This window comes from Comamonas sp. Tr-654 (assembly GCF_011752915.1).
GTDB lineage: Bacteria > Pseudomonadota > Gammaproteobacteria > Burkholderiales > Burkholderiaceae_C > Comamonas.
In genome coordinates this window covers 132786-158420 of sequence record NZ_VWWQ01000006.1, presented here as the reverse complement: position 1 = coordinate 158420, position 25635 = coordinate 132786, and the positions used below count along the sequence as shown (strand labels likewise).

Here is a 25635-nt window from a genome sequence, read left to right as displayed (position 1 = left end):
AATCAGTACACCATCTTGTCACCATCGGGCCTGTTTCCCGGTGACTGTCCCTTCCCTTCATCGTTGTCCGTTTAACCACCGTTTTTTCTATCCATGCGCCCGGCGTCTTCCTTTCTGCTGTCGCTGCTGATGTTTGCCTCCATCATCGGAGTGCAACTCATCGCCATGTGGCCCGCAGGCTCGCAAGATGTGGTAGCCATGGCTTATGTGCTCGACGCAGAGCCGCATGAGTACGGTGTCGATGTGCTGCAGGAGTTCGAGGACGATGTGGAAGACGATACGGTGGAGTTCTCCATTCATCGTCCCCCTCGCACTGCCGAGCTCAATCCTGCGCAGGACGATCGCAATGAACTGTTTGGCCCTCCCGAAGCGGTAGCTGTGGGTGTGGCCGATATCCGGGTGCCTCCTCAGGAGCATGTGGTGCACCCTACCTATCCCTGGCCGGAAAGCATGCTGCGTCCGCCCAATATGAGCCTGCCGCTGGCAGGCTAGCTCCAGCGCACCTGACGACTCCACGTCGCTTTGCTTGCGCCGGGCTTGACTCCCCCCGATACCTGCTGTCCCTTGTTTCAGAGCCTGCTGGCCTGGAATGTGCTTGTCTGCAGAACATGGCTCTGAGACAGGTCTAGGGCGGCTTCACCTGCTCAGGTGTAACTGATCCTGCATTGCATGCGGCGGCTGCCGCATGTGCATGACGGGGTTTCGACCCTTTCCTCACTTTATCTGCCCTCAAGAAGGCAGCTGTGTTCTATGTTCAATAGATCGAGAGTGCCGGCTTCTTTCCCGGCCAAGGCCAGCAAGAATTCTTCTGGCCCTGCACCATTGCGCAGCCTCAAGCGCTCGGCCGTATTCGGCCTGTGTCTCGCTGCGACTCTGGCCGCGCATGCTCAGCATGCCAGCGGCGCACCACAAACCAGCAGCACGATTTCCGATCAGGTGCAGCCCAAGCTGACCCTGACGCAATTGGTGCAGACCGTGCTGGACAACAACCCTGAACTGCGTTCCGTTCAGCAGTCGAGCGTCACCGCTCAGGCGGCTGTGGTCAGCGCCGGTGCTCTGCCCAATCCCAAGCTGGAGTGGAGCCGTGGCGACAACAAGGCGCGTCTGGCATCGGCTACGCCTGGCAATGTGCAAACCATGGCGATTTCGGTTCCCATCGAAATGCCTTCGGTGCGTGCTGCGCGCATAGAAGCTGCAGAAGCCGGGCAGCGGGCATCGGTGCACCAGATTGCCGCATCGCGCAATGCCCTCATTGCCCAGGTCAAGCTCAAGGCCTATGAGGTGGTGCTGCGGCAGGCACAGGCACAGGCCGCCTATGACGCCGTCAAGCTGCTGGAGCAGGCCCACGAGCGGGTACGCGTGCGTGTGTCCAGTGGTGAGGCAGCGCGTTACGAAATCATCAAGGCCGATGCCGAACTGATCAACGCGCGCCAGCAGGAGCAATCTGCCCGCTTGCTGGCGGAGCAATCCCAGCTCACGCTCAATCGGCTGGCCGCAGGCCAGTTGCCCAGCCGCTTTGACCTGGCCTTGTCTTTGCAGGACCCGGTGGCCCAGGCCCAACTGAAGAACATCAACTGGCAGTCCCATCCGGAACTGCTGCAGCTGCAGTCCGAGGTGGACAAGGCCGAAGCGCACAAGAGCGGTGCCAAGGCCAGCCGCTGGCCGGGTCTCGAGCTGCGTTACGCACAGACGCGCGAGCCCGATATCCGCAACAACACCGTCGGCGTGAGCATGCAGATTCCGCTGTTCGATCAGCGTCGCGGCCCGATTGACGAAGCCGCTTCGGAAGCCGAGCGTGCGCGGCTACGCATGGAAGGCCGCAGGGCCGAGCTGGAGCAGCAGATGCTGCAGGCCTGGAAGGTCATGGAAATGGCGCAGGTACGCATCAAGGCATTGAGCGAAGGGTCGGTGCGTGAGGCTGAATCGGCCCTGCGTGTGGCCGAAGCCGCTTACCGCTATGGCGAGCGAGGCATTCTCGATGTGCTGGATGCCCAGCGCGTGCTGCGCACGGTGCGTGCCGACCTGCTGGAAGCCCGCTATCAGCTGCAATCGGCCCGGATCGAGCTGGACTTCCTGGCCGGTCGCTATGCCGGGCCTTCCTCGCTTTGAGCTTTCAAAGTCAAGACCACGTTTTCGCATTTTTTGAATTCGCTTTATGTCTTCTCATCATCATTCCAGGACTGCGCGTCCTGCCTCTCTGGTTCTGGCACTGGCGCTGGCCGGGCTGACAACATTGACCCTGACTGGCTGTGGCAAGGACGAGCAGGCGACTGCCGCGGTTGCTGCTGCAGATACCAAGGCTGAGCTGGACCCCATGGAGGTGGTTGTCTCGGCCGAAATGGCGACCAACTTCAAGACTGCAGCGGTAGCGCAGGCCGAGGTCGCATCGGTGCAGGAAATTGCCGGTCGCATCGAAGCCAATGAGCGCAGGGTTACCCGCATCGGTGCGGCCGTGACAGGCCGTGTGACCGAGGTGCTGGCCGAAACCGGCGATCGCGTCAAAACAGGTCAGACCCTGGCGCGCGTCGCCAGCCCCGAGCTGACCACGGCTCAGCTGGCCTATATGCGTGCCAGCGCCACAGCGACTCTGGCTGAGCGCTCCGTAGAACGGGCGCGTCAGCTGATTGCTGCCGACGTGATTGGCTCTGCCGAACTGCTGCGCCGCGAATCCGAAGTGCAGATTGCCCGCGCAGAGCTGCGGGCGGCAGGCGATCAGCTCAAGCTGATGGGCTTGTCCGCCGATGCGCTGAGCAGCTTGCGCGCCAAGGGCAATGTCGCGCCGAATGCGGCCATCACGGCTTCTGCCGCCGGCATCGTGATCGAGCGCCAGGTCAGCCAGGGTCAGGTGGCGCAGCCTGGAGATCCTCTGTTCACCGTGGCGGATCTCTCCAATGTCTGGGTGGTAGGCGCCTTGCCCGAGCAGATTGCGCGCAGCGTGCAGACTGGCCAGAACGTGCAGGTCGATGTGCCGGCGCTGGGGTTGACCGTCGAGGAAACGCCCATCTCCGGCAAGATCATCTACGTGGGTGACACCGTGTCACCCGAAACCCGCACCGTGACCATCCGTACTCAGGTGGACAACAAGGATCTGGCGCTCAAGCCCCAGATGCTGGCCACCATGAAGATTCAGGGAGCCATGGAAAAGACTCTGGCGATCCCTGCGCTGGCAGTGGTTCGCGAGAACGACAAGGACCATGTCTACGTCAAGAAGGCCGAAAACCACTACCGCCTGACTCCCGTGGAGTTGGGTGCGACCAGCGGTGGTCTGCGGCCTGTGATCAAGGGGTTGAGCGAAGGCACGCAGATCGTGGTCGACGGTGCATTCCACCTGAACAACGAGCGCAAGCGCGCAGAACTGGAGTAAGCCCATGATTGCCTCCATGATTCGTGCCGCGCTATCGCAGCGGCTGGTGGTGGTCGTGCTGGCGCTGGTGATGTGTGGATTCGGCCTGCGTGCTGCCATGAATCTGTCGGTGGATGCCTTCCCCGATGTGACCAATGTGCAGGTTCAGGTTGCCACCGAAGCTCCCGGCCGCTCGCCCGAAGAAATCGAGCGTTTTGTGACCGTGCCTCTGGAAATCGCCATGACGGGCTTGCCCGGCCTGGCCGAGATGCGTTCGCTCAACAAGAGCGGTCTGTCCATCATCACGCTGGTGTTCACCGACGCGACCGATGTGTACTTTGCCCGCCAACTGGTGACGGAGCGTCTGATTGAAGTCACGCCGCGTATGCCCGAAGGCATTGTGCCGGTGCTGGGCCCGGTATCCACGGGCCTGGGCGAGGTCTACCAGTACACGCTTGATCATCCCGATGATGGCGAGCGCGAGCTGACCCAGGCGGAGCTGACGGAGCGCCGCACCATCCAGGACTGGGTGGCGCGGCCCTTGCTGCGCTCCATTCCCGGCGTGGCTGAAATCAACTCCCAGGGCGGCTATGTCAAGCAGTACCAGGTGCTGGTCGACCCCGCCCGTCTGCGTCACTACAACCTGACTGTGCGCCAGGTAGTGCAGGCCGTGGCGGACAACAATGCCAATGCCAGCGGCGGCATTCTGCCCCAGGTTACCGAGCAGTATCTGATCCGCGGCGTGGGCATGATCCGCTCCCTGGACGACATCGGCAACATCGTGCTCAAGGAGCAGGGCGGCGTGCCAGTCTATGTGCGCGACGTGGCCAAGGTGCAGATCGATGCCGAGGTCCGTCAGGGCGCCATCATCAAGGGCGGCTATACCGAAAGCGTATCCGGCATCGTGCTGATGATGCGCGGAGGCAATGCCAAGGAGGTCGTGACCCGCGTGAAGGAGCGCGTGGCGGAGATCAACTCCAAGGGCATGCTGCCTGGCGGTCTGCAGATCGTTCCCTACTACGACCGTACCGATCTGGTCGATTCCGCCCTCTGGACCGTGGGCAAGGTGCTGATCGAAGGCATCTTCCTGGTGGTGGTGGTGCTGTTCATCTTCCTTGGCGATGTGCGCTCGAGTCTGATCGTGGTCGCGACGCTGGTCATCACGCCGCTGACGACCTTCATGCTGATGAACAGATACGGCATTTCTGCCAACCTGATGTCTTTGGGAGGGCTGGCCATTGCCATCGGCCTGATGGTGGATGCCACCGTGGTGGTGGTAGAAAACGTGTTTCACAAACTGGGGCAGGCTGGTGATTCGCGTGGCGAACGCATTCGCACCGTGCTGTCTGCCACCGTGGAAGTGGCTACGCCCACCATCTTCGGTATTGCGATCATCATTCTGGTGTTCCTGCCGCTGATGACGCTGCAAGGCATTGAAGGCAAGATGTTCGGCCCGCTGGCGCTGACCATCGCCATGGCTCTGGCCATCTCGCTGGCAGTTTCGCTGTTCCTGTCGCCTGTGCTGTGCTCCTACTTCCTCAAGGGCGGCGCAGACCACGATACCAAGCTGATCGCCTTCCTCAAGCGCCACTATCTGCGTCTGCTCAATGTTGCTACGGTGCGCAACCGCATGACTCTGGCCGTGGCCGTGGCGCTGCTGATCGGCTCGCTGGGACTGTTCCCGCTGCTGGGCAAGTCCTTTATGCCGACCATGAAGGAAGGGGCGTTGACGCCGCAGATCAACCGCGTGCCCAGTATTTCCCTGGATGAATCCATCCGCATGGAAATGGCTGCCATGAAGGAAGTGGCGCAAGTGCCGGGCGTGAAGTCCGTGGTGTCCAAGCTCGGCCGTGGCGAATCGCCAGCCGACCCCGCAGGTCCAAATGAGTCCGACCCCATCGTGCTGCTGGACCCCGAGTCCGAGCGCAGCCAGGACGAGATCGACGAGGACATTCGTCAGCGTCTGTCCAAGATTCCCGGGGTGCAGATCGTGCTGTCACAGCCCATTTCCGAGCGTGTGGACGAAATGGTGACGGGCGTGCGCTCGCAGCTGGCCGTCAAGGTGTTTGGTGATGAACTGGATGATCTCAAGGACGTCTCCGAGCAGGTGGCACGTATTCTGAAGAGCGTCTCCGGCAGCACCGATATCCGTGTCGAGCGACTCTCGGGGCAGCAGGCGCTGACGGTTGACATTGATCGCAAGGCAATTGCCCGCCACGGTCTGAACGTGGCTGATGTGCAAAGCCTGCTGGAGTCCGCCATCGGCGGCAAGGATGTCACGACCTTGTACGAGGGCGAGCGTCGCTACTCCGTGGTGGTGCGCTTCCCTGAGTCCTATCGCGGCTCTCCCGAAGCCATCGGTGCTGCATTGCTGACCACGGCCACCGGCGCGCAAGTGCCGCTGAGCAGTCTGGCCAGGATCGAGCTGGTGGACGGGCCGGCACAGATCAGCCGCGAAGGCGGCAAGCGTCGTGTGGTGGTGGGAGCCAACGTGGAAGGGCGTGACCTGGCAGGCTTTGTGGCCGAGGTCGAACAGCGCCTGGACAAGGAAGTCAAGCTGCCCGACGGCTATTACTTCAAGTTCGGCGGTCAGTTCGAGAACATGGAGCGCGCCATGGGCACGCTGCAGGTGATCGTTCCGCTGACCATCGTCGCCATCTTCTTCCTGCTGTTCCTGCTGTTCAATTCGATCAAGCTGGCAAGCCTGATCATTCTGGTTCTGCCCTTCGCTTCGATTGGTGGCCTGATCGGACTGTTTGTCACGGGCGAATATGTCAGCGTGCCGGCTTCCGTGGGCTTTATTGCCTTGTGGGGTATCGCCGTGCTCAATGGTGTGGTGCTGGTCTCCAGCATCCGCCATCTGCGACAGGAGGGAATGGCGGTGGCCGAGGCTGTGCGTGAAGGCTGTACCCAGCGTTTCCGTCCGGTGATGATGACTGCCACCGTGGCCTTGCTGGGTCTGGTGCCGTTCCTGTTCGCGACAGGTCCGGGCTCCGAAGTTCAGCGTCCGCTGGCCATTGTGGTGATCGGTGGTCTGATCACATCGACCCTGCTGACCCTGGTGGTGCTGCCCACGCTGTACCGCTGGTTTGACGAGAAGCCGACCGAGGCTTGATTTGAGAAAGGAGTGATCCGATGACGATGAAAGAAATCCGCGCCATCGTGCGTCCCAGCCGGTTGGAGCGCCTGCGTACCGAGTTGCGTGCGATTCCGAACTTTCCCGGTGTGACAATCTTCAAGGCCGAAGGTTTTACCGCCCCTGCTGCCGTGGACAAGCGCACGGTCAAGGATGAGCTGACCGATTTTTCGGACAAGCTCATGGTTTGCGTGATCGTGGAGGAGTCCATGGTGGCGGTGATTCGCGAAGCCATCGTCGCTGCCTGCCGCACCGGCCAGATTGGCGATGGTCTGGTCTGGACGGTGGATATCGGCGAAATGCATCGCATCCGCGATGGTGGTGCAGTGAGCTGATATTGCCCGCTGGCTGACAGGAAGGGATGCGTTCTGCATCCCTTTTTTCATGCTTTCGACAAATTGTTGGTGGTTTGGAAAAAGCAGAGAAAACCCTGTGCTACAATTTTTGCATTGCAGCGGAGAAACACTGTTTCATTGCTTCAAGGGGGTATAGCTCAGCTGGGAGAGCGCTTGCATGGCATGCAAGAGGTCATCGGTTCGATCCCGTTTACCTCCACCAAAATTTAATGACGGCGAGTCGCGAGACTCGAATCGTTCTAGGAATTGACCCTATCGTCTAGAGGCCTAGGACATCACCCTTTCACGGTGAGTACCGGGGTTCGAATCCCCGTAGGGTCGCCAAGTTTGAAGCGCTTGCAGCTGCATAATATGTAGCAAAGCTTCCTGCCAGGAGTGGTAGTTCAGTTGGTTAGAATACCGGCCTGTCACGCCGGGGGTCGCGGGTTCGAGTCCCGTCCACTCCGCCAGATTCAAAAAGCCGCAATCAAGCAATTGATTGCGGCTTTTTCTTTGCCCGGAAGTCGAAGAAAGGCCTTGCGACAAGGCCTTTGATCTTTATTACCTGGGTGCCATGCGAATGGCGCCGTCCAGGCGGATGACTTCTCCGTTGAGCATGTCGTTTTCCAGAATCTGCTTGACCAGCTTGGCGTAATCCTCTGGCTTGCCCAGACGGCTCGGGAAGGGCACGCTGGCGGCCAGCGCATCTTGCACTTCCTGGGGCATGGTGAATAGCATGGGGGTGCCGAAGATGCCGGGAGCAATCGTCATATTGCGGATGCCGCTGCGCGCCAGGTCGCGGGCAATGGGCAAGGTCATGCCGACCACGCCACCCTTGGATGCCGAGTAGGCAGCCTGTCCGATCTGGCCGTCGTAGGCTGCGACGCTGGCGGTGGAGATCAGAACGCCGCGCTCGCCGGTAGGCTCCGGCTCATTCTTGCTCATGGCATCGGCTGCCAGTCGGATCATGTTGAAGGTGCCGACCAGGTTGACCATGATGGTCTTGGTATAGACGGCCAGGCCGTGCGGGCCGCTCTTGCCTACGGTTTTTTCGGCCGGTGCAATGCCGGCGCAGTTGATCAGGCCGGCCAGCTTGCCCAGGCTGGTGGCTTTGGCGACCACGGCCTGACCATCGGCCTCATTGCTGACATCGCAGCGCAGATAGACGCCGCCGATCTCGCTTGCCACGGCCTCGCCGCGCTCTGCATTCATGTCGGCAATCACGACCTTGCCGCCGTTGGCGGCCAGCATGCGCGCCGTACCTTCACCCAGGCCCGAAGCGCCACCGGTCACGATGAATACGCGATCCTGAATCTGCATGAACTGTCTCCTTGTTCGGTGTCTACTGACGTTGACGTAAACGTCAATTATGCACAGAGCAGAGGAGCTGGCGACCTGAGGAAAGCGCGCATAAAAAAAAAAGCCCAATCACGGGGATTGGGCTTTGAAGGGATCCATGAAACGGGGGTTTCAGGAGGATCCAAGGAGACAACTTGCGCAAGGTCGGCATTCGCATTGATGCATGCCGACCTGACATGCTGGCAATTATAGGGTAAACCCTATGCTTTTGCCAAGCATGCCAATAACCATGTGTTTAACGCTTGGCAGTGGTAGTGGCCTTGACAGCTTCGGTTGCTGTCTTGGTGGCCGCGTTGAAATTGGCTTCGGCCATGTCGGAGGCTTGCTTCACCGCCTTTTGCACGGATTCGAAAGCGTTGTTGGCGGCAGAGACGGCGCTCTTGACCATGGCCACAGCGGATTCGGAGCCGGCAGGTGCATTCTTGGTGGAGTTATCCAGCAGGGAGTTGAAGCTCTTGCGGGCTTCGGTGGACTGCACTTCCAGAGCCTTGTTGAATTCGCCGGCGGTGTTGCTGGCAATGTCATACAGATGGCGGCTGTAGGAGGCGGTCTTCTCGGCCAGAGGCTGGAACAGGCCGGCTTGCAGAGTCAGCAGCTCCTGGGCGTCCTTGACGCTAAGCACGGCTTGGGTGTGCTGGGCAGCTTCGGTCAGGGCAGCACGCGAAGCGGTGACGTTCAGTTCCACCAGCTTTTCCACGCCTTCGAAAGCTTTGCTGGTCAGGCCGAACAGCGTCTCGAAGTGGGCTTTTTGTGCGCTCAGGATTTGGTCAGGGGTCAGGCTCATAGCAATTCTCCAAAATTACGGATCTAACAAAGGGATCGGACCGGAGGAAACTTCTGCTCTGACATGGCCGCTAGCTCTGAGCCAGTTCTATGTTGCAGTGCAGCATGAGTGCATTGTGGAAGAGAATTTGCAGCAATGCAAGCATTAATTTGTTGCGTTGCAGCAAAAAGATTAATGACTCTTTGTTTTCAATAAGTATTTGATTTTTAAAAACTTTGTTATGTCCGGTAACTGACAAAGAAATGCATGACTGTGCTTTTTGGTGCGCTGCGTCATGTGTTGGCGAGCGGTGACTTCCGGGCCCTGTCGCGGTGGTGCTGGCGGCTTCAAGGCAGCTCTGCAAAATGCCTGCATGACTGCATCCTCCAATCATGGCAAACCCGTGCGCGCCCAGCCGCAGGCGCGTGACTCCTATCCCGTGTTTCGTGACATCAGCACGCGCTGGTCGGACAACGATGTCTACGGTCATGTGAACAACGTCATTTACTACAGCTGGTTTGATACCGCAGTCAATGCGTATCTGATAGAGCAGGGTGCGTTGGATATCCATGCAGGGCAGACGATCGGCTTGGTGATAGAGACTCAGTGCAATTACTTTGCCTCGCTGGCTTTTCCGCAGTGTGTGCAGGCAGGCATTCGCGTCGCCCATCTGGGCAGCTCCAGCGTGCGCTACGAGGTGGGGCTGTTTGCACAGGGCGAGAGCCAGTCGGCTGCCGCCGGGCATTTTGTGCATGTCTACGTCGACAGACAGTCGCGCCGGCCCGTGGCCTTGCCCCAGGCCTTGCGTGCGGCCCTGCAGCCGCTGCTGTGTGCAGAGCCAGTTGGCGAATATCAAAAAAGATAGCTTCTTGCGTATGTCTGTCAAGTGATCAAGAGTGATTTGAATCAGGTATCCGGCGGCGCTTGCAAAGCCGGTATCGGCAGGAAGCGCTTCGGAGCAGCGACCACGGTGCGGGGTGTGGAATCGCCTACACTCGTGAATCTCTGCTGAGGCGGGCGCAACCTGTGTTTTGAGCCAGCCTTGTTCCATGACTGAACGGACCGCCAGGCCCACCGTCGTCCATGATCATCACCAGTCTGCTAGACACTGACCTGTACAAATTCACGATGATGCAGGTGGTGCTGCATCAGTTTCCGGGCGCGCAGGTGGAGTACCGCTTCAAATGCCGCAACCCAGGCGTGCAGCTGGCTCCGTACGTCAATGAAATCCGCGAAGAGATCCGTTCTCTGTGCAAGTTGCGCTTTCAGGATGCCGAGTTGGCCTATCTGAGTTCGCTGCGTTTCATCAAGAGCGATTTTGTTGATTTCCTGAGCCTGTTCCAGCTCAACGACAAATACATCACGGTTACGCCGCTGGCCAGCGGCGAGATCGACATCACCATCCAGGGCCCCTGGCTGCACACCATACTGTTCGAGATCCCGGTGCTGGCCATCGTCAACGAGGTGTATTTCCGCAATACCCAGCCTGTGCCCAACTTCCTGGAAGGACGCAAACGCCTGGACGAGAAGATCGAGCTGCTGCAGGCGCCTGGCCTGGAGTCGCTCAAGATTGCCGATTACGGCACCCGCCGGCGCTTTTCTAGGGCATGGCATGAAGAGGTGCTGCGTGTGCTCTGCGCCAGACTGGGGCACTCGGGGGCGGCGCGCGTCAACGGCCAGCGCAAGGGGCAACTGGCGGGCACCAGCAATGTGCTGTATGCAATGAAGCTGGGCTTGATCCCGCTGGGCACCTTGGCCCATGAATATCTGCAGGCCTGCCAGTCGCTGGGCCCACGCCTGCGCGACAGCCAGATCTTCGGCTTCGAGTCCTGGGCGCGCGAGTACCGGGGCGATCTGGGCATTGCGCTGTCCGACGTCTATGGCATGTCGGCCTTTCTGCGTGATTTCGATCTGTACTTCTGCAAGCTGTTTGACGGCGCGCGCCATGACAGCGGTGACCCGTTTGACTGGGGCGAGCGCCTGATCGCGCATTACAAGGCCAACAAGATCGATCCGCTGAGCAAGGTGCTGATCTTCAGCGACGGACTGACGATTCCCAAAACCATCGGGCTGTTCGAGCGCTTCAACGGTCGCTGCCAGCTGGCGTTCGGCATCGGCACCAATCTGACCAACGATCTGGGCAATCCTCCCGAGCATGTGCCCTTGCAGATCGTGATCAAGATGACCCGCTGCAACGGCCAGCCCGTGGCCAAGCTCTCGGATACGCCGGGCAAGAGCATGTGTGACGATGAGAAATACCTGGCTTATCTGCGGCAGGTGTTCAGCATTGCGCCGCCGGAGCCGGTCGCGCCGGCATAGAAATCAAGAATCAGAGGCTGCAGCCGCGCCGGCTGCAGGGCCAGAAGCAGGGAGGATGTGCGTTTGATCAGCAAATCTTGGATGAAGGCCGCAGCCGCCGCGCTGCTGACGCTGGCGGTGGGCGCTGCGCGAGCCGCAGAGATCGATGGCGCGGCCATGTCCGTCGCCTGGGGCATACCGTTTGTGGGCATGCTGCTGTCGATTGCGCTGATGCCGCTGGCGCTGCCGCAATTCTGGCACCACCATTTCGGCAAGGTCACCGCCGGCTGGGCGCTGGCATTCATGCTGCCTTTTGCGCTGGTCCATGGTCTGGGTGCAGCGGGCGTGAATCTGGTGCATGCCTTGCTGGCCGAGTATCTGCCGTTCGTGATCCTGCTGACCGCCTTGTATACGGTGGCCGGCGGCATCTATGTGCGCGGCAATCTGCGTGGGTCGCCGGGACTGAATACTGGCATTCTGGCCATTGGAGCGGTGCTGGCCAGCTTCATGGGGACGACAGGCGCTTCCATGCTGCTGATCCGCCCCTTGCTGCGCGCCAACGACAACCGTCGTCATCAGGCCCATGTGGTTGTGTTCTTCATCTTCATCGTCTCCAATGCCGGGGGCGCACTGACGCCGCTCGGAGATCCGCCGCTGTTCCTGGGATTTCTGAAGGGGGTGGATTTCTTCTGGACGGTGAGCCACATCTGGGGTCCGATGCTGTTCCTCACGCTGGCGCTGCTGGCCGTCTTCTATGTGATAGATCACAGGCTGATGGGGCATAAGGGTGAGACCGATATGCCGGATCCCACGCCCAGCATGGACGCGACCGGCGCCCAAAGCCGCCTGGGCTTTGAAGGCCGCGTGAACTTTGTGCTGCTGATGGTGGTGGTGGCTCTGGTGCTGGTCAGCGGCATCTGGCGCACTCCTGCGGGCTTCGAGATTGCCGGCACCCATGTCGGTCTTCCCGGTCTGGTGCGCGATCTGGGCCTGCTGGCCGTGGCGCTGCTGTCGCTCAAGCTCACGCCGGCTGGCGTGCATCGGGCCAACGAGTTTGGCTGGGGGCCCATGCAGGAAGTGGCCAAACTGTTTGCGGGTATCTTCCTGACCATCATTCCCGTCATTGCCATGCTCAAGGCGGGTGCCGAGGGGCCGTTCGGTGCCGTGGTACGAGCCGTGACCAATGCCGATGGCACGCCCAACCCGGCCATGTATTTCTGGGCCACGGGCCTGCTGTCTTCCTTCCTCGACAATGCTCCCACCTATCTGGTGTTCTTCAATACCGCAGGCGGTGATCCGGCGCACCTCATGACCGATATGGCGCTGACGCTGACAGCCATCTCCGCCGGCGCTGTGTTCATGGGCGCCAATACCTATATCGGCAATGCACCCAATCTCATGGTCAAGGCGATTGCCGAGGATCGGGGCGTGAAGATGCCGGGCTTTTTCGGCTACATGGTCTGGTCGGTCTGCGTGCTGGTGCCGCTGCTGGTGCTAATCACCTGGATCTGGTTTCTTTAGGCCGTGAAAGCGCGGCCAGGCAGTAGTGCTGCCATCACCTATCACTTGAAGAGGAAACAACGATGAGCAACAAGCCTCGCATTCTGATCGCCCGCGCCATTTCACCCGAGGTGGTGCAGCGGCTGCAGCAGCACTTTGAAGTGCAGTCCAATCAGGACGATGTGGTCTGGTCACCAGCGGAGCTGGCGCAGCAGTTGCAGGGCAAGGATGGCGTGCTGACCACGGGTTCGCAGCGCATCGATGCCGAGTTGTTGGCTGCCTGTCCGCAACTCAAGATCGTGGCCAATATGGCGGTGGGCTACAACAATTTCGATGTGCCCGCGATGACAGCTGCAGGCGTGCAGGGCACGAATGCCCCCGATGTGCTGACCGAGACTACGGCCGATTTCGGCTTTGCCCTGCTGATGGCCACGGCGCGCCGCATTACCGAGAGCGAGCACTATCTGCGTGCCGGGCTCTGGAAGGATTGGCATTACGACTTGTTTGCCGGTGCCGAGGTGCATGGCAGCACGCTGGGCATTCTGGGCATGGGTCGCATCGGCCAGGCAGTTGCGCGTCGTGCGGCCTACGGCTTTGGCATGGAGGTGATCTATCACAATCGCTCGCGTCTGGACGCTGGGCTGGAAGCCGAGTGCAAGGCCAGCTATGTCGGCAAGCAGGAGTTGCTCGAACGTGCGGACCACCTGATGCTGGTGCTGCCGTTCACCCCCGAAAACCGCCACACCATAGGCGCGGCAGAAATAGCCCTGATGAAGCCCACGGCCACGCTGATTAATATTGCGCGCGGCGGCATCGTGGATGATGCAGCGCTGGCCCAGGCGCTGAAAGACGGGCGCATTGCCGCAGCGGGGCTGGATGTGTTCGAAGGCGAACCGGCCGTGCATCCCGAGCTACTGACGGTGCCGAATGTGGTGCTGACACCCCATATCGCCAGCGCAACCAAGGGCACGCGTACGGCCATGGCCGCTCTGGCAGCGGACAATCTGATCTCCTTTCTGGCCGGCAAGGGGCCGTTGACACCCGTCAATCAGCTTGGCTGATGCGTCTCCATTAGGTCGGCTCTCGTCACATCAGTTTGAGGGCGGATGCGTGATCTGAGCGCTTTTTCGGCTTTGATAATTTCTGCCCGCCTAGCGTGTGAATGCGCAGCGGGCTTTTCTTATTTCAAGCGAGACAGCAATGCCTTTTATCCGCACCAGCGTCCACAAGGACACCACGCCCGACCAGCGCCAGGCCATCGTCAACGGGATTCATCAGGCCCTGATCGACGGCATCGGCATGCCTGCCGATGAGTTGTTCAACATGGTTGACGACTATGACGAGCAGAAGTTCTTCTTCAGCAGCACCTTCAACGGCTACCAGCGCTCGGGTCGTGTGGTGGTGGTGGAGATCACCATGCGTCGTGGCCGCAGCGATGCCATGAAGCGTTCCCTCTACGCCCATATCGCAGCCAATCTCGAAAAAGATGCGGGTGTGGCCCCCAGCGATGTGTTCATTTTCACGCACGAAAACGACTATTCCGACTGGTCGGTGGGCGGCGGCAAGTTCGCCATGGCCATTGCCCAGCAGGTCGGCCCCGACGCCTGATTCCTGCGCCAACCGATTGCTGCCTCGCTGTCGCCAAGGCTGCAACCGGGAGCAGCACTTTTGTCTGCATTGGATTTTTCGTGGCTCTGGGGACTGATAATTTGCCTGCGCGCTAGTGCTTGCAAACCTCAGTCTGCAATGCCGGCCGCGAAAGTTTAATGCAAAAGAAGCCTGTAGCGCTTTGCTGTAAAGCGCTTCTAGCTATGAAAACAAGAGTGTGAAAGGCGTGGCAAGACAGTGACTACGTGGTGGCTTGGGTTGGCGGCAGTGGCCGCATTGATGGTGGCCCTGCTCCTGGTGCTGCTGTGGCGGCTGCAGGGGTTGCGTCGTCAGGCGGAGCTGGCTCTTGGTCCTGATGCGATGAGGCTGCAAGCCCAGCTGCTGCAGGGATTGCAGGCACTTGATGTCAGGCTGCAGCAACTTGAGCGCAGCAGCCAGAGTACCCAGATGACGGTGGCCAAGAGCGATGGTGCCCTGGACCGTGTCACCCAGCATGTGCAGACCCAGCTCGCTCAGGCCCAGCAGGATGCACTGGCCGCGCGGCGCGAGCAGGCGGTGGCGCTGGCTGCCTTTCGTGAAGAGGTAGGCCAGCTTGCGCAGCGGCTGACGGGCGACAGCCAGCAAGCCCGTGCGGCACTGGCCCAAAGCAGTTCGGAGCAGGCCGTCCATGTCCAGCAGCGCTTCGAGGCATTGGCCGAGACGACGCGCGGCACGCTGGACTCGCTCAAGGGCGATATCCAGCAGCAGCTCACGCATATGAGCACCAATATGGGTGCTGCGCTCAAGGATCAGCTGGGCAGCAACGGCGAGCAGCTGCGCCATCAGTTTGCCGTGTTGCAGGATGCGGTGAGCCAGCAGCTGGCTGCGCTGACGCAGGGCCAGCAGACCACGGCCGAGCAGTTGCGTGCAACGCTCAACGAGCGCCTTGCCACGATTCAGAGCGACAACGCCCTCAAGCTCGACGAGATGCGCCGCACCGTCGATGAAAAACTGCATGCCACGCTGGAGCAGCGTCTGGGCGAATCCTTCAAGCTGGTCAGCGACCGGTTGGAGCAGGTGCACAAGGGACTGGGCGAGATGCAGACCCTGGCGGGCAGCGTAGGCGATCTGAAGCGCGTGATGACCAATGTGAAGTCGCGCGGCACCTGGGGCGAGCTGCAGCTGGGCAGCATCATCGACAATGTGCTCACGCCCGAGCAGTACGCCAGAAACGTCAAGACCGTGCCTGACAGCGATGAGCTGGTCGAGTTCGCCATCCGGCTGCCTGGGCGCAACGACGAACAACCCGTATGGCTGCCCATCGATGCCAAATATCCGGTCGAGCATTACCAGCGCCTGCAGGATGCCCAGGACAGCGCAGATCGCGTGGGCATCGTCGCAGCGGGCAATGCCTTCGAGACATCGATTCGCGGCGAAGCCAGAAAGATTGCGAGCAAGTACATCGCACCGCCGCACACCACGGACTTCGCCGTCATGTATCTGCCCACCGAGGGCCTGTTTGCCGAGGTGCTGCGCCGTCCAGGCCTGGTCGAGGCGCTACAGAACGAGCACCGCATCGTGGTTACCGGTCCCGCGAATCTGGCCGCCATGCTCAGCAGCCTGCAGATGGGCTTCAAGACGCTGGCGATCGAGAAGCGTTCCTCCGAGGTCTGGGGTGTGCTCGGTCAGGTCAAGACCGAGTTCGGCAAGTTTGGCGAGGTGGTTGAGGCCACGCGCAAGTCCATCGATGCCGCTGCGCGCAAGTTCGATCAGGTGGGTGTGCGCACGCGCGCCATTCAGCGTCATTTGCGCAATGTGCAGGAGCTGCCGAATGAAGCCGGGCGGGAGCAGCCCCTGTTTCCGGCCACATCGCCCGGAGGCGATCAGACCGCCAGCGAGGACGAAGAATGAATGCAGCCCTGCTGCGCCTGATCCTTGCGCAAGTCTGTATCCACGGCACCATGACCGGAATGCGCATGGCCACGCCGCTTTTGGCGCTCAAGGAGGGCTATAGCGCCGCTGCGGTCGGCATGCTGCTGGCGCTGTTCGCACTGACCCAGGTGTTTCTGTCGCTGCCCGCCGGGCGCTATGCGGACCGTCACGGGCTCAAGCGCCCGCTCATCATCAGTGTGGCAGCCGCATGTTCCGGAGCGGGAGTGGCCGTGCTGTTCCCGATCTATCCGGTGCTGTGCCTGAGCGCTTTGCTGACGGGCGGCGCAGCCGGCATGGCGCTCATCGCCCTGCAGCGCCATGTGGGGCGCATGGCACACAACAAGGACGAGTTGCGCAAGGTCTTCAGCTGGCTGGCGATTGGCCCGGCCATTTCCAACTTTCTGGGACCGTTTGCGGCCGGGCTGCTGATCGACTATGCAGGCGGAGAAGCAGCCAGCACCACGGGCTTCAGGGCCGCCTTCCTGCTGCTGACCCTGATGCCTCTGGCGGCCTGGTTCTGGGCCAGAACGGTGCAGGAGCTGCCGGCGCTGCAGACCGAGAGCACGAAGCAGAAGGCAACGGCCTGGGACCTGGTGCAGAACCGGGGCTTCAGGCGCTTGTTGCTGCTGAACTGGGCGCTTTCCTCTTGCTGGGATGTGCATACCTTTGTCGTGCCCATTCTGGGTCATGAGCGCGGACTGCCTGCCTCGGTGATCGGCAGCATCCTGGGTGCTTTTGCGATTGCAGCGGCCGTGATCCGCCTGTTGATGCCCATCATCACGCGCCACATGGCCGAATCGCAAGTGGTGCTGGGCGCCATGGTTGCTGCCTGCGCCCTGTTCATCGCTTACCCCTTCATGCCCGGTGCCTGGAGCATGGGCGCCTGTTCGGTCTTGCTGGGCGTGGTGCTGGGATCGGTGCAGCCCATGGTGATGAGCATGATTCATCAGATCACCCCTCCCGAGCGCCATGGCGAGGCGCTGGGGTTGCGCATGATGGCCATCAACGGCTCCAGCGTGCTGATGCCGGTTCTGTTCGGCTCGCTCGGCACGGTGGTCGGTGTCTCGGCTCTGTTCTGGGCGGTGGGGGCGCTGGTCGGCGTGTCCTCGCGCCTGCCCTGGCTGATCGGCAAGCAGGATATGCCGACGGATGAGTGGGGCGGCCATTAGCCGGTGCGGCTGCGTGCATTAAAAAAGAGCGCCCTGGGCGCTCTTTTGTCTTCTGGAAGTGCGTTTAGAGCTCTTCGACCCTGCGTGCCGGATAGCTGTCCCAGCTCTGGCAACCGGGGCAATGCCAGAAATGGGTACGCGCCTCAAAGCCACAGGCTGCACAGCGGTAGCGGGTTAGGGGTTTGGTGGCATGGTTCAGTGCCTTTTGCACGGTGGCATGGTACTGCTCTTCGGTCAGGGTCTCGCCTTCCAGCCATTGGGCGGCTGCCACCAAGGATGACTCATGCTCCAGATGCTTCACCAGGCGCTGGCGGCCGGGCGCTGCTGCGTCACCGCTTTTCTGATCGATGGCGACCAGTGCCTGCAGCAGATCCAGCGACGGTGCCTGCTCATAGTGCTTGAGCAGCAGCTTGTGGGCCTCGCCCAGTGCACCGGTTGCTTCGGCCACTTCCACCAGCAGACTGGCCGCCAGGGGCAGGGCTGCGGGGCTGTTCTGTGCCAGTGCCTGAAGGCTTGACAAAGCCTGCGCGGACTGCCCCTGCCGATGCTGGAGCTGGGCCAGCTCCAGACGGGGGCGCGGAGCTTGCGGCGCGGTCTCCAGAGCCTGCCCAAGTTGTGCAAAAGCCTTGTCGAGCTGGCCATGGGCCACCTGGGATTGCGCGTCTTCGCAGAGGTAATGGGCCAGCCGGGTGCTGAAGTCCCCCTGGCCTGCGGCCTGCATCTTGCGCACGATGGCCGCTGCCTGGGCCCAGTCGCGCGAGCGCTCGTAAATGGCCAGCAGCGCCAGGCGTGCCTCGCCTTCGTACTGCGTGCCTTCCAGCCGGTTCAGAGCCTCCTCGGCGCGGTCCAGCAGGCCGGCCTTGAGAAAGTCCTGTGCCAGTGCATGCTGGGCACGGTCCCGGTCAGGGCGGGTGAGGTCGGCGCGGCTGAGCAGGTGCTCGTGAACGCGCACCGCACGGTTGTATTCGCCGCGGCGGCGGAACAGATTGCCCAATGCAAAGTGCAGTTCGGTCGTGTCGGGGTCGTTCTGGACGGCCTCGATAAAGGCATCGATGGCCTTGTCCTGCTGCTCGTTGAGCAGAAAGTTCAGGCCCTTGAAATACGCCTTGGGGGCCTGGCGGTTGTCGGCACGCACCTGGCGCAAATCCCAGCGGGAGGCCAGCCAACCCAGCACAAAGGCTGCAGGCAGGCCCAGCAAAATCCAAGTCAGATTAAATTCCATGCACGTCGCCCGGCGCAATGATCGAAGAAGAGCTCTGTTCCTTCACCACAGGTGCTGCACTGGCAGCGTTGACTGCGGCGTTCGGCGCCTGTTGAGTGGCCTGTGCTTCGCGTGCGGCGCTGCGATGCTTGAGCCAGCGTGGCACCATGCCCAGCACTCCAACAAAAAGGCCTAGCGCAAAAGCCGCCAGAACCACCAGCACCAGAGGTGCCGTCCAGGCCGTGCCAAAGAAGAAATGCACGGTGGCGTCTTGCTGGTTGTTGAGTGCGAATGCGAACAGAGTGAAAAAAATGGCTGCCTTGAGCAGCCACAGCAGGTATTTCATGCTTCCCTTTATGCGCCTTGTGTGACGGGAAGATTTTAGGCCAGCCTATGTGCGGACTGGCAAACGGCGGCATGCTCAGCTCTGATTTGGCTGACGGTGCCTACGGACTTCAGGCGGTCTGCGGCTGCTGGGCAGCGGAGTCGTCGGCCTTGAGATTGTCCACGGCTTCGCGCAAGGCCTTGCCGGGCTTGAAATGTGGAACGCGCTTGGAAGGAACCTGAACGGACTCGCCCGAGCGGGGGTTACGGCCTATGCGGGGTTGGCGGTGATTGATGGCAAAGCTGCCAAAGCCGCGAATTTCGATACGGTGACCGCGCACCAGGGCATCGCTGACGGCATCCAGAATGGTTTTGACGGCCTGCTCGGCATCACGTTGGTTGAGTTGGCCAAATTGGGCGGCAAGTTCTTCGACGAGATCGGATCGGGTCATCGGGTGGCGGAGGCTCTAGGTTGAAAACAACAACGGGCGCTCAGGGCGCCCGTTGTCTTTGACGCTTGGCGGTCAGCCAGGCGAGCTGGCTGACCGGCTGATGCAAGATTTACTTGTCAGCGTCCAGCTTGGCGCGCAGCAGAGCGCCCAGGCTGGTGGTACCAGCGTTTTCCTTGGAGGACTGAGCCGACAGGGAAGCCATGGCGACTTGCTGTTCAGCGTGATCCTTTTGCTTGATGGACAGCTGGATGTTGCGGCTCTTGCGATCCACGTTCACCACCACAGCAGTCACTTCGTCGCCTTCCTTCAGGACGGAACGAGCATCTTCCACGCGGTCTTGCGAGATTTCGGAAGCGCGCAGGTAGCCGATGATGTCTTCACCCAGGTCGATTTCAGCGCCCTTGGCGTCCACAGTCTTGACCTTACCGGTCACAACTTGGCCCTTGTCGTTCACGGTCACGAAGGTCGTGAAGGGATCGCTGTCCAGTTGCTTGATGCCCAGGGAGATGCGCTCGCGCTCAACGTCCACGGCCAGCACGATGGCTTCGACTTCTTGACCCTTCTTGTAGTTACGAACGGCGGCTTCGCCGGCTTCGTTCCACGACAGGTCAGACAGGTGCACCAGGCCGTCGATACCGGCAGCCAGACCCACGAACACGCCGAAGTCGGTGATGGACTTGATGGGGCCCTTCACGCGGTCGCCGCGCTTGGTGTTCTGGGCGAATTCTTGCCAGGGGTTAGCCTTGCACTGCTTCATGCCCAGGGAGATGCGACGCTTGTCTTCGTCGATTTCCAGAACCATGACTTCCACTTCGTCGCCCAGGGACACGAGCTTGGTGGGAGCAATGTTCTTGTTGGTCCAGTCCATTTCGGAAACGTGCACCAGGCCTTCGATGCCGGGTTCCAGTTCCACGAATGCGCCGTAGTCAGCAATGTTGGTGACCTTGCCGAACAGACGGGTAGCGGAGGGGTAGCGGCGAGCCACGCCCATCCAGGGATCGTCGCCCATTTGCTTCAGACCCAGGGACACGCGGTTCTTTTCGGTGTCGAACTTCAGGATCTTGGCAGTGATTTCCTGGCCAGCAGTCACCACTTCGGAGGGGTGACGCACACGGCGCCATGCCATGTCGGTGATGTGCAGCAGGCCGTCGATACCGCCCAGGTCCACGAACGCACCGTATTCGGTGATGTTCTTGACCACGCCCTGAACAATAGCGCCTTCCTTCAGGGTTTCCATCAGCTTGGCGCGCTCTTCGCCCATGGAGGCTTCCACCACAGCGCGGCGCGACAGCACCACGTTGTTGCGCTTGCGATCCAGCTTGATGACCTTGAATTCCAGGGTCTTGTTTTCGTAGGGAGTCAGGTCCTTGATAGGACGTGTGTCGATCAGCGAACCGGGCAGGAAAGCGCGGATGCCGTTGACCAGAACGGTCAGGCCGCCCTTGACCTTGCCGGAAGTGGTGCCGGTCACGAATTCGCCGGATTCCAGAGCCTTTTCCAGCGACAGCCAGGAAGCCAGACGCTTGGCGGTGTCACGGGACAGGATGGTGTCGCCGTAGCCGTTTTCGATGGAGCCGATGGCCACGGACACGAAGTCACCCACTTGGACTTCGACTTCGCCCTGGTCGTTCTTGAACTCGTCGAGGGGCACGTAGGCTTCCGACTTCAGGCCGGCGTTCACCACCACGAAGTTGTGCTCAACGCGCACGACTTCAGCGGTGATAACTTCGCCAGGACGCATTTCGGTGCGTGTCAACGACTCTTCAAAAAGGGCGGCAAAAGATTCAGACATGTAGTTCCTTGCCCGCAATCAGGTTTCCGTCGGCACCATTGCCAAGCGTTTTTAAGACTGATTGCGGAGGTTGTGGGTTTGGGCCCACGGGGTTAAAGGTTAACAACCTTGCTGCCGGTTCGCGGTCTGCGAAAGCCTGGCATCAAGGGCCAACAAGCCAGATGCGGGCTGCCTCGAAAACTTCAAGTTGAAGCCTCAAGAGCGGCCAAACGGCTGGCGTTCCTGCCACCACGACAGCACCTGGGCAACCACTTCTTCAATGGCCATCTCGGAGCTGTCGAGCTGCAAAGAATCCTCGGCGGGCTTGAGCGGAGCGGTGGCGCGATTCATGTCGCGCGCGTCTCTTGCCTCAAGGTCTGCCAAAAGGGTGGACATATTAGCTGAAATTCCTTTGGAAATCAACTGTTTATATCGGCGCTCCGCGCGGCACTGGGCAGATGCCCACAAATAGACCTTGAGCGGAGCGTGGGGGAAGATGACCGTACCCATGTCGCGGCCGTCGGCCACCAGCCCGGGCAGGGCCTGGAAGGACAGCTGCAGATCCACCAGCGCGGTGCGCACGGCGGGCAGGGCCGAGACGCGCGAGGCGTTCATACCGGCTTCTTCGCTGCGAATGGCCAGGCTGATGTCCTCGTCACCCAGCCAGACACGCTGCTGCGCATCGAAGCGCACGGGCATGTCCAGCGCCATCTCGGCAATGGTTTCCTCGTTCGACTCGTCAAGCGTCATGCCGGCACGCGATGCGGCCAGGCCGGTGATGCGATACAGCGCGCCTGAGTCCAGCAACTGGTAGCCCAGGGCCCTGGCGACTTCTGCGGCAATCGTGCCCTTGCCGGAGGCCGTGGGCCCGTCGATGCAGATCACGGGGATGTGCTCGCGCTCGGCTTCGCTGACGGAGAACAGCGCCTCGAAATAGTCAGGGAAGGTCTTGGCCACGCATTTTGGGTCTTCGATGCGCACGGGCAGCTTGGCCGGGTTGAAGGCCGCCAGCGAGAAGCACATGGCGACGCGGTGGTCGTCGTAGGTGTGGATGCTGGCTGCTTTCCAGGCGGCCTTGCCCGCCGGGGGGCTGATGCGGATGTAGTCCGCACCTTCTTCTACCGAGGCGCCGAGCTTGCGCAGCTCGATCGCCATGGCGGCAATGCGGTCGGTTTCCTTGACGCGCCAGCTGGCGATGTTGCGCAGCGTGGTCACGCCGTCGGCATACAGCGCCATGGTACCCAGCGTCATGGCCGCGTCGGGAATATGGTTGCAATCGAGGTCGATGGCTTTCAGAGGCCAGCTGCCACGGCTGACCTGCAGCCAGTTGGGGCCGCTTTCGATCTTTGCGCCCATGGCCTGGGCGGCCTCGATGAAGCGGATATCGCCCTGGATCGAGTCCTGGCCCACACCCAGAATGCGGATGCTCTTGGGCTGCGGCGCGTTGTCGGCATCGGCGTCATCGGTGGTGCCGGTGGCAATCGCGCCCAGCGCGATGAAATAGCTGGCCGACGAGGCGTCTGCCTCCACATGGATGGCGCCTGGCGACTGGTAGTGGCTGCCTGCGGGGATCACAAAGCGCTGCCAGCGGTCGTTCTTCACGGCAATGCCGAAGCGCGCCAGCAGCTCCAGCGTGATGTGGATATAGGGCTTGGAGATCAGCTCGCCCACCACCTCGATGCTGATGTCACGTTCCTTGGCTAGCAGGGGCAGGGCCATCAGCAGCGAGGTCAGGAACTGGCTGGAGACATCGCCGCGCACCTTGATGGACTCGCTGCCTAGCTGGCTGAAGTCGGGCTGGCCGATCTTCAGGGGCGGAAAGCCTTCGTCCTTCAGATAGTCGATCTTGCAGCCCAACTGGCGCAGCGCGTCGACCAGGTTGCCGATCGGGCGCTCGTACATACGGGGAACGCCGGTCATCTCGAAGTCGCCGCCCAGCACCGACAGCGCCGCAGTCAGCGGGCGCATGGCCGTGCCGGCATTGCCCAGGAACAGCGTTGCCACTGTGCCGGCCGGCAGCTGGCCGCCGATGCCGGTGACGTCAATGGCCTGGCCGGGCGTGACGGCATCGGGGCTGATCCGGCAGCCCAGCTGCTTGAGTCCGGCCAGCATGACGCGGGTGTCGTCCGAATCCAGCAGGTCGTGAATGGTGGTGGTGCCCTGGCTCAGTGCGGCCAGCAGCAGCACGCGATTGGAGATGCTCTTGGAGCCGGGCAGGCTGACGGTGCCGTTGGCGGAGTCCAGTGCGGGCAGATCCAGAAATTCGGTGGTGAACATAAAACTCTCGTAACCCCTGCGCAGCCTGGCTGCTTCGACACCGGGCTGCGCGGCGGGCGTTGCCCGGTGTCTGTGGCGGTTGGGTGAATAGATCGACGCCGCTAGTTTAAGAGCCTCGCTTGCCGCCCATGGTCCATTCGGCGCGCGCGGCGCTGGCCAGGGTCAGGCGGTCCTGCAGGCCCTGGCCGTCGTTGGCCTGCATCAGCCCTTCGAGCTGCTCCAGCGCCTGGCGGAACTGACGCGACTGGGCCAGCACCTGATCGCGGTTGGCCAGCAGCACGTCGCGCCAGAGCTTGGGGTCGCCTGCACCAATGCGGGTGAAGTCGCGGAAGCCGGGGCCGGCCAGCGCCAGCATATCGTCGGCACCGGGCTGGTTCAGCACGCTTTGCATCATGGCAAATGCCAGCAGATGGGGCAGGTGGCTGACAGTGGCGAGTGTGCCGTCATGGGCCTCGGGCGACATGGCCGTGACCTTGCATCCCAGCGCCTGCCACAGCGCCTGGGCCTTGGCCAGATGCGCGGTCAGCGTGCGCTCCGTCGGAGTCAGCACGACCTGGGCGCCCTGATAAAGCTTGACATCGGCGTGTTCAACGCCGGCCACTTCCTTGCCGGTGATGGGGTGGGCGGGCACAAAGCTGCCGATCTGGTCACGCAGCGCCGAACGTGCTGCCTGCACCACATCGACCTTGGTGGAGCCTACGTCCATGATCATCATCTGGGGCGTGACCAGATGCTTGATGGACTTGAGTGTGGCCTCGGTGGCCGCCACGGGGACGGCCAGCAGCACCAGATCGGCGCCGGCCGCCGCCAGCAGGGCGGAAGGTGCCTCCACGTCGATCACGCCCATCTGGCGGGCGCGCTCGGTGGTCGACGGCGATTTGCTGTAGCCCACCACGCGCTTGACCAGGCCGGCCTTCTTGAGTGCCAGCGCGAAGGAGCCGCCCATCAATCCGCAGCCGATCAAGCCGAGCTGCTCGAACGGCTGCAATTCCTGAGCTCCCATCACTTGCTCACCGGGTAGGTGCCCAGCACCTTGTAGAACGCGCACAGGCCTTGCAGCTCCTGCAGGGCGGCGGCCACATTGGCCTGGGCCGGGTGGCCTTCGATGTCGATGTAGAAGTAATACTCCCATTGACCGGTGCGGGCCGGGCGCGACTCGAAGCGCGTCATCGAGACGCCATGCTTCTTCAGTGGCACCAGCAGGTCATGCACGGCGCCAGCCGTGTTGGGTACCGAGACCACCAGGCTGGTGCAGTCGCTGCCGCTGGGCGCGGCCGTGGCCAGCGTGTGCGGCAGGCAGATGACGGCGAAACGCGTGCGGTTGTAGGCATCGTCCTGGATCGCGTGGCTGACGATGTGCAGGCCGAACTGCTGGGCGGCACGTTCGCCGGCAATGCCGGCCCAGTTGGGGTGCAGGGCCGCCAGGCGCGCGCCTTCGGCATTGCTCTCCACGGGGCGACGTTCGGCATGGGGCAGATGCTTGGACAGCCAGCCCTGGCACTGGGCCAGAGCCTGGGGGTGGGCGGCCACGACTTCGATGCCGTCCAGCGTATTGCTGGTGCGCATCAGGTTGTGGCGGATCAGCATGCTGACTTCGCCCACCACATGGCAGGGCGTGTGCAGGAACATGTCCAGCGAGCGTGTGACCACGCCCTCGTTGGAGTTCTCCACGCCCACCACGCCGTACTGGGCGCTACCGGCGGCCGTGGCATGAAAGACTTCCTCGAAGCTGTTGCAGTACATCAGGTCGGCCGCGCCGCCGAAGTACTGGATCGCCGCTTCCTCGCAGAAGGTGCCGGCAGGGCCGAGCACGGCCACGCGCTGGGGGGATTCCAGCGCCAGGCAGGCCGACATGATCTCGCGCCAGATGGCGGCCACATGTGCGCCCTTGAGCGGGCCGGGGTTGTTGGACTTGATCTTCTCGATCACCTGGGCCACGCGGTCCGGGCGGAAGAAGGCCGAGCCTTCTGCTTTCTTGAGCTCGCCCACCTGCTCGGCCACATGGGCGCGCTGGTTGACCAGTTCCAGCAACTGGCGGTCCAGGGAGTCGATCTGGTTGCGCAGCGACAACAGCTCGGGGCTGGCTTGGGGTTCTTGGCTCATGAATCTCTCAAATTTCGTAGCTGCTAGCGCAAGTTGAACAAGGATTTCAGACCAAAACCTTGGTGAAGTACTTGCAGATAAAGCG

General features: G+C 61.6%; 21 protein-coding genes and 3 tRNA genes. 15 read left to right on the top strand and 9 right to left on the bottom strand.

Annotated elements, in window-relative coordinates; all coding sequences use genetic code 11:
• Nucleotides 1-93: 93 nt before the first annotated feature.
• From F3J24_RS18740 to F3J24_RS18705, 8 genes are all read left to right on the top strand, one after another.
• Complete coding sequence (locus F3J24_RS18740) at nucleotides 94-492, top strand: hypothetical protein (RefSeq protein ID WP_167009607.1); 399 nt, start codon at nucleotides 94-96, stop codon at nucleotides 490-492.
• A gap of 330 nt (nucleotides 493-822) precedes the next feature.
• Entirely contained in the window at nucleotides 823-2109 is a 1287-nt protein-coding gene (locus F3J24_RS18735; protein WP_167009955.1) for a TolC family protein, read from the top strand.
• Between the two features lie 46 nt (nucleotides 2110-2155).
• On the top strand, nucleotides 2156-3364 hold the full coding sequence (locus F3J24_RS18730; RefSeq protein ID WP_167009605.1) for an efflux RND transporter periplasmic adaptor subunit: 1209 nt from the start codon (nucleotides 2156-2158) through the stop codon (nucleotides 3362-3364).
• A gap of 4 nt (nucleotides 3365-3368) precedes the next feature.
• On the top strand, nucleotides 3369-6458 hold the full coding sequence (locus F3J24_RS18725; protein ID WP_167009603.1) for an efflux RND transporter permease subunit: 3090 nt from the start codon (nucleotides 3369-3371) through the stop codon (nucleotides 6456-6458).
• 20 nt (nucleotides 6459-6478) lie between these two features.
• Nucleotides 6479-6814, top strand: a complete 336-nt coding sequence (locus F3J24_RS18720; protein ID WP_003057166.1) for a P-II family nitrogen regulator — start codon at nucleotides 6479-6481, stop codon at nucleotides 6812-6814.
• 147 nt (nucleotides 6815-6961) lie between these two features.
• A tRNA-Ala gene (locus tag F3J24_RS18715) sits at nucleotides 6962-7037 on the top strand.
• Nucleotides 7038-7083: 46 nt separating this feature from the next.
• Nucleotides 7084-7159 (top strand) — tRNA-Glu (locus tag F3J24_RS18710).
• 48 nt (nucleotides 7160-7207) lie between these two features.
• Nucleotides 7208-7284 (top strand) — tRNA-Asp (locus F3J24_RS18705).
• Nucleotides 7285-7375: 91 nt separating this feature from the next.
• On the opposite strand, the gene F3J24_RS18700 is transcribed toward F3J24_RS18705, so the two are convergent.
• Nucleotides 7376-8134, bottom strand: coding sequence for a 3-hydroxyacyl-CoA dehydrogenase (locus tag F3J24_RS18700; RefSeq protein WP_167009601.1), 759 nt, complete (start codon nucleotides 8132-8134; stop codon nucleotides 7376-7378).
• Between the two features lie 274 nt (nucleotides 8135-8408).
• Nucleotides 8409-8957, bottom strand: coding sequence for a phasin family protein (locus F3J24_RS18695; protein ID WP_003057161.1), 549 nt, complete (start codon nucleotides 8955-8957; stop codon nucleotides 8409-8411).
• Nucleotides 8958-9309: 352 nt separating this feature from the next.
• Here F3J24_RS18695 and F3J24_RS18685 point away from each other — a divergent pair, with 352 nt between their 5' ends.
• From F3J24_RS18685 to F3J24_RS18655, 7 genes are all read left to right on the top strand, one after another.
• A complete protein-coding gene (locus F3J24_RS18685; protein ID WP_167009599.1) occupies nucleotides 9310-9801 on the top strand; it encodes a thioesterase family protein in 492 nt (163 codons plus the stop codon).
• Nucleotides 9802-10019: 218 nt separating this feature from the next.
• A complete protein-coding gene (gene pncB / locus F3J24_RS18680) occupies nucleotides 10020-11255 on the top strand; it encodes a nicotinate phosphoribosyltransferase (protein WP_167009597.1) in 1236 nt (411 codons plus the stop codon).
• A gap of 81 nt (nucleotides 11256-11336) precedes the next feature.
• Nucleotides 11337-12755, top strand: a complete 1419-nt coding sequence (locus tag F3J24_RS18675; RefSeq protein ID WP_167009954.1) for a sodium:proton antiporter — start codon at nucleotides 11337-11339, stop codon at nucleotides 12753-12755.
• A 62-nt stretch (nucleotides 12756-12817) separates the two neighbouring features.
• Nucleotides 12818-13795, top strand: coding sequence for a D-glycerate dehydrogenase (locus F3J24_RS18670; protein ID WP_167009595.1), 978 nt, complete (start codon nucleotides 12818-12820; stop codon nucleotides 13793-13795).
• 139 nt (nucleotides 13796-13934) lie between these two features.
• Nucleotides 13935-14342 carry a tautomerase family protein gene (locus tag F3J24_RS18665; RefSeq protein ID WP_167009593.1) on the top strand — a complete coding sequence of 136 codons (408 nt, stop codon included), beginning with the start codon at nucleotides 13935-13937 and terminating at the stop codon, nucleotides 14340-14342.
• A gap of 279 nt (nucleotides 14343-14621) precedes the next feature.
• Nucleotides 14622-16232, top strand: a complete 1611-nt coding sequence (gene rmuC / locus F3J24_RS18660) for a DNA recombination protein RmuC (protein ID WP_167009952.1) — start codon at nucleotides 14622-14624, stop codon at nucleotides 16230-16232.
• Nucleotides 16229-17422 carry an MFS transporter gene (locus tag F3J24_RS18655; RefSeq protein WP_167009591.1) on the top strand — a complete coding sequence of 398 codons (1194 nt, stop codon included), beginning with the start codon at nucleotides 16229-16231 and terminating at the stop codon, nucleotides 17420-17422. Before rmuC ends, F3J24_RS18655 begins: the two co-directional genes overlap by 4 nt.
• Before the next feature lie 64 nt (nucleotides 17423-17486).
• Here F3J24_RS18655 and lapB read toward each other — a convergent pair whose 3' ends face one another.
• From lapB to pheA, 7 genes are all read right to left on the bottom strand, one after another.
• Entirely contained in the window at nucleotides 17487-18644 is a 1158-nt protein-coding gene (lapB, locus tag F3J24_RS18650; RefSeq protein WP_167009588.1) for a lipopolysaccharide assembly protein LapB, read from the bottom strand.
• Complete coding sequence (locus tag F3J24_RS18645) at nucleotides 18634-18969, bottom strand: lipopolysaccharide assembly LapA domain-containing protein (protein WP_167009586.1); 336 nt, start codon at nucleotides 18967-18969, stop codon at nucleotides 18634-18636. Before F3J24_RS18645 ends, lapB begins: the two co-directional genes overlap by 11 nt.
• 109 nt (nucleotides 18970-19078) lie before the next feature.
• Complete coding sequence (locus F3J24_RS18640) at nucleotides 19079-19399, bottom strand: integration host factor subunit beta (protein WP_043006739.1); 321 nt, start codon at nucleotides 19397-19399, stop codon at nucleotides 19079-19081.
• Nucleotides 19400-19508: 109 nt separating this feature from the next.
• Nucleotides 19509-21191 (bottom strand): 30S ribosomal protein S1, encoded by a 1683-nt coding sequence (gene rpsA, locus F3J24_RS18635; RefSeq protein ID WP_003057144.1) that lies wholly within the window; start codon nucleotides 21189-21191, stop codon nucleotides 19509-19511.
• A 195-nt stretch (nucleotides 21192-21386) separates the two neighbouring features.
• Nucleotides 21387-23447, bottom strand: a complete 2061-nt coding sequence (locus F3J24_RS18630; RefSeq protein ID WP_167009584.1) for a bifunctional 3-phosphoshikimate 1-carboxyvinyltransferase/cytidylate kinase — start codon at nucleotides 23445-23447, stop codon at nucleotides 21387-21389.
• 106 nt (nucleotides 23448-23553) lie between these two features.
• A complete protein-coding gene (locus tag F3J24_RS18625) occupies nucleotides 23554-24450 on the bottom strand; it encodes a prephenate dehydrogenase/arogenate dehydrogenase family protein (RefSeq protein WP_167009582.1) in 897 nt (298 codons plus the stop codon).
• Complete coding sequence (gene pheA / locus F3J24_RS18620; protein WP_114864415.1) at nucleotides 24450-25550, bottom strand: prephenate dehydratase; 1101 nt, start codon at nucleotides 25548-25550, stop codon at nucleotides 24450-24452. The genes F3J24_RS18625 and pheA overlap by 1 nt, the downstream gene beginning before the upstream one ends.
• Nucleotides 25551-25635 lie beyond the last annotated feature (85 nt).

Coding starts and splice junctions, on each gene's coding strand:
- F3J24_RS18740 (WP_167009607.1), top strand. CDS start 94: ATGCGCCCGGCGTCTTCCTTTCTGCTGTCGCTGCTGATGTTTGCCTCC.
- F3J24_RS18730 (WP_167009605.1), top strand. CDS start 2,156: ATGTCTTCTCATCATCATTCCAGGACTGCGCGTCCTGCCTCTCTGGTT.
- F3J24_RS18725 (WP_167009603.1), top strand. CDS start 3,369: ATGATTGCCTCCATGATTCGTGCCGCGCTATCGCAGCGGCTGGTGGTG.
- F3J24_RS18720 (WP_003057166.1), top strand. CDS start 6,479: ATGACGATGAAAGAAATCCGCGCCATCGTGCGTCCCAGCCGGTTGGAG.
- F3J24_RS18700 (WP_167009601.1), bottom strand. CDS start 8,134: ATGCAGATTCAGGATCGCGTATTCATCGTGACCGGTGGCGCTTCGGGC.
- F3J24_RS18695 (WP_003057161.1), bottom strand. CDS start 8,957: ATGAGCCTGACCCCTGACCAAATCCTGAGCGCACAAAAAGCCCACTTC.
- F3J24_RS18685 (WP_167009599.1), top strand. CDS start 9,310: ATGACTGCATCCTCCAATCATGGCAAACCCGTGCGCGCCCAGCCGCAG.
- pncB (WP_167009597.1), top strand. CDS start 10,020: ATGATCATCACCAGTCTGCTAGACACTGACCTGTACAAATTCACGATG.
- F3J24_RS18675 (WP_167009954.1), top strand. CDS start 11,337: ATGAAGGCCGCAGCCGCCGCGCTGCTGACGCTGGCGGTGGGCGCTGCG.
- F3J24_RS18670 (WP_167009595.1), top strand. CDS start 12,818: ATGAGCAACAAGCCTCGCATTCTGATCGCCCGCGCCATTTCACCCGAG.
- F3J24_RS18665 (WP_167009593.1), top strand. CDS start 13,935: ATGCCTTTTATCCGCACCAGCGTCCACAAGGACACCACGCCCGACCAG.
- rmuC (WP_167009952.1), top strand. CDS start 14,622: ATGGTGGCCCTGCTCCTGGTGCTGCTGTGGCGGCTGCAGGGGTTGCGT.
- F3J24_RS18655 (WP_167009591.1), top strand. CDS start 16,229: ATGAATGCAGCCCTGCTGCGCCTGATCCTTGCGCAAGTCTGTATCCAC.
- lapB (WP_167009588.1), bottom strand. CDS start 18,644: ATGGAATTTAATCTGACTTGGATTTTGCTGGGCCTGCCTGCAGCCTTT.
- F3J24_RS18645 (WP_167009586.1), bottom strand. CDS start 18,969: ATGAAATACCTGCTGTGGCTGCTCAAGGCAGCCATTTTTTTCACTCTG.
- F3J24_RS18640 (WP_043006739.1), bottom strand. CDS start 19,399: ATGACCCGATCCGATCTCGTCGAAGAACTTGCCGCCCAATTTGGCCAA.
- rpsA (WP_003057144.1), bottom strand. CDS start 21,191: ATGTCTGAATCTTTTGCCGCCCTTTTTGAAGAGTCGTTGACACGCACC.
- F3J24_RS18630 (WP_167009584.1), bottom strand. CDS start 23,447: ATGTTCACCACCGAATTTCTGGATCTGCCCGCACTGGACTCCGCCAAC.
- F3J24_RS18625 (WP_167009582.1), bottom strand. CDS start 24,450: ATGGGAGCTCAGGAATTGCAGCCGTTCGAGCAGCTCGGCTTGATCGGC.
- pheA (WP_114864415.1), bottom strand. CDS start 25,550: ATGAGCCAAGAACCCCAAGCCAGCCCCGAGCTGTTGTCGCTGCGCAAC.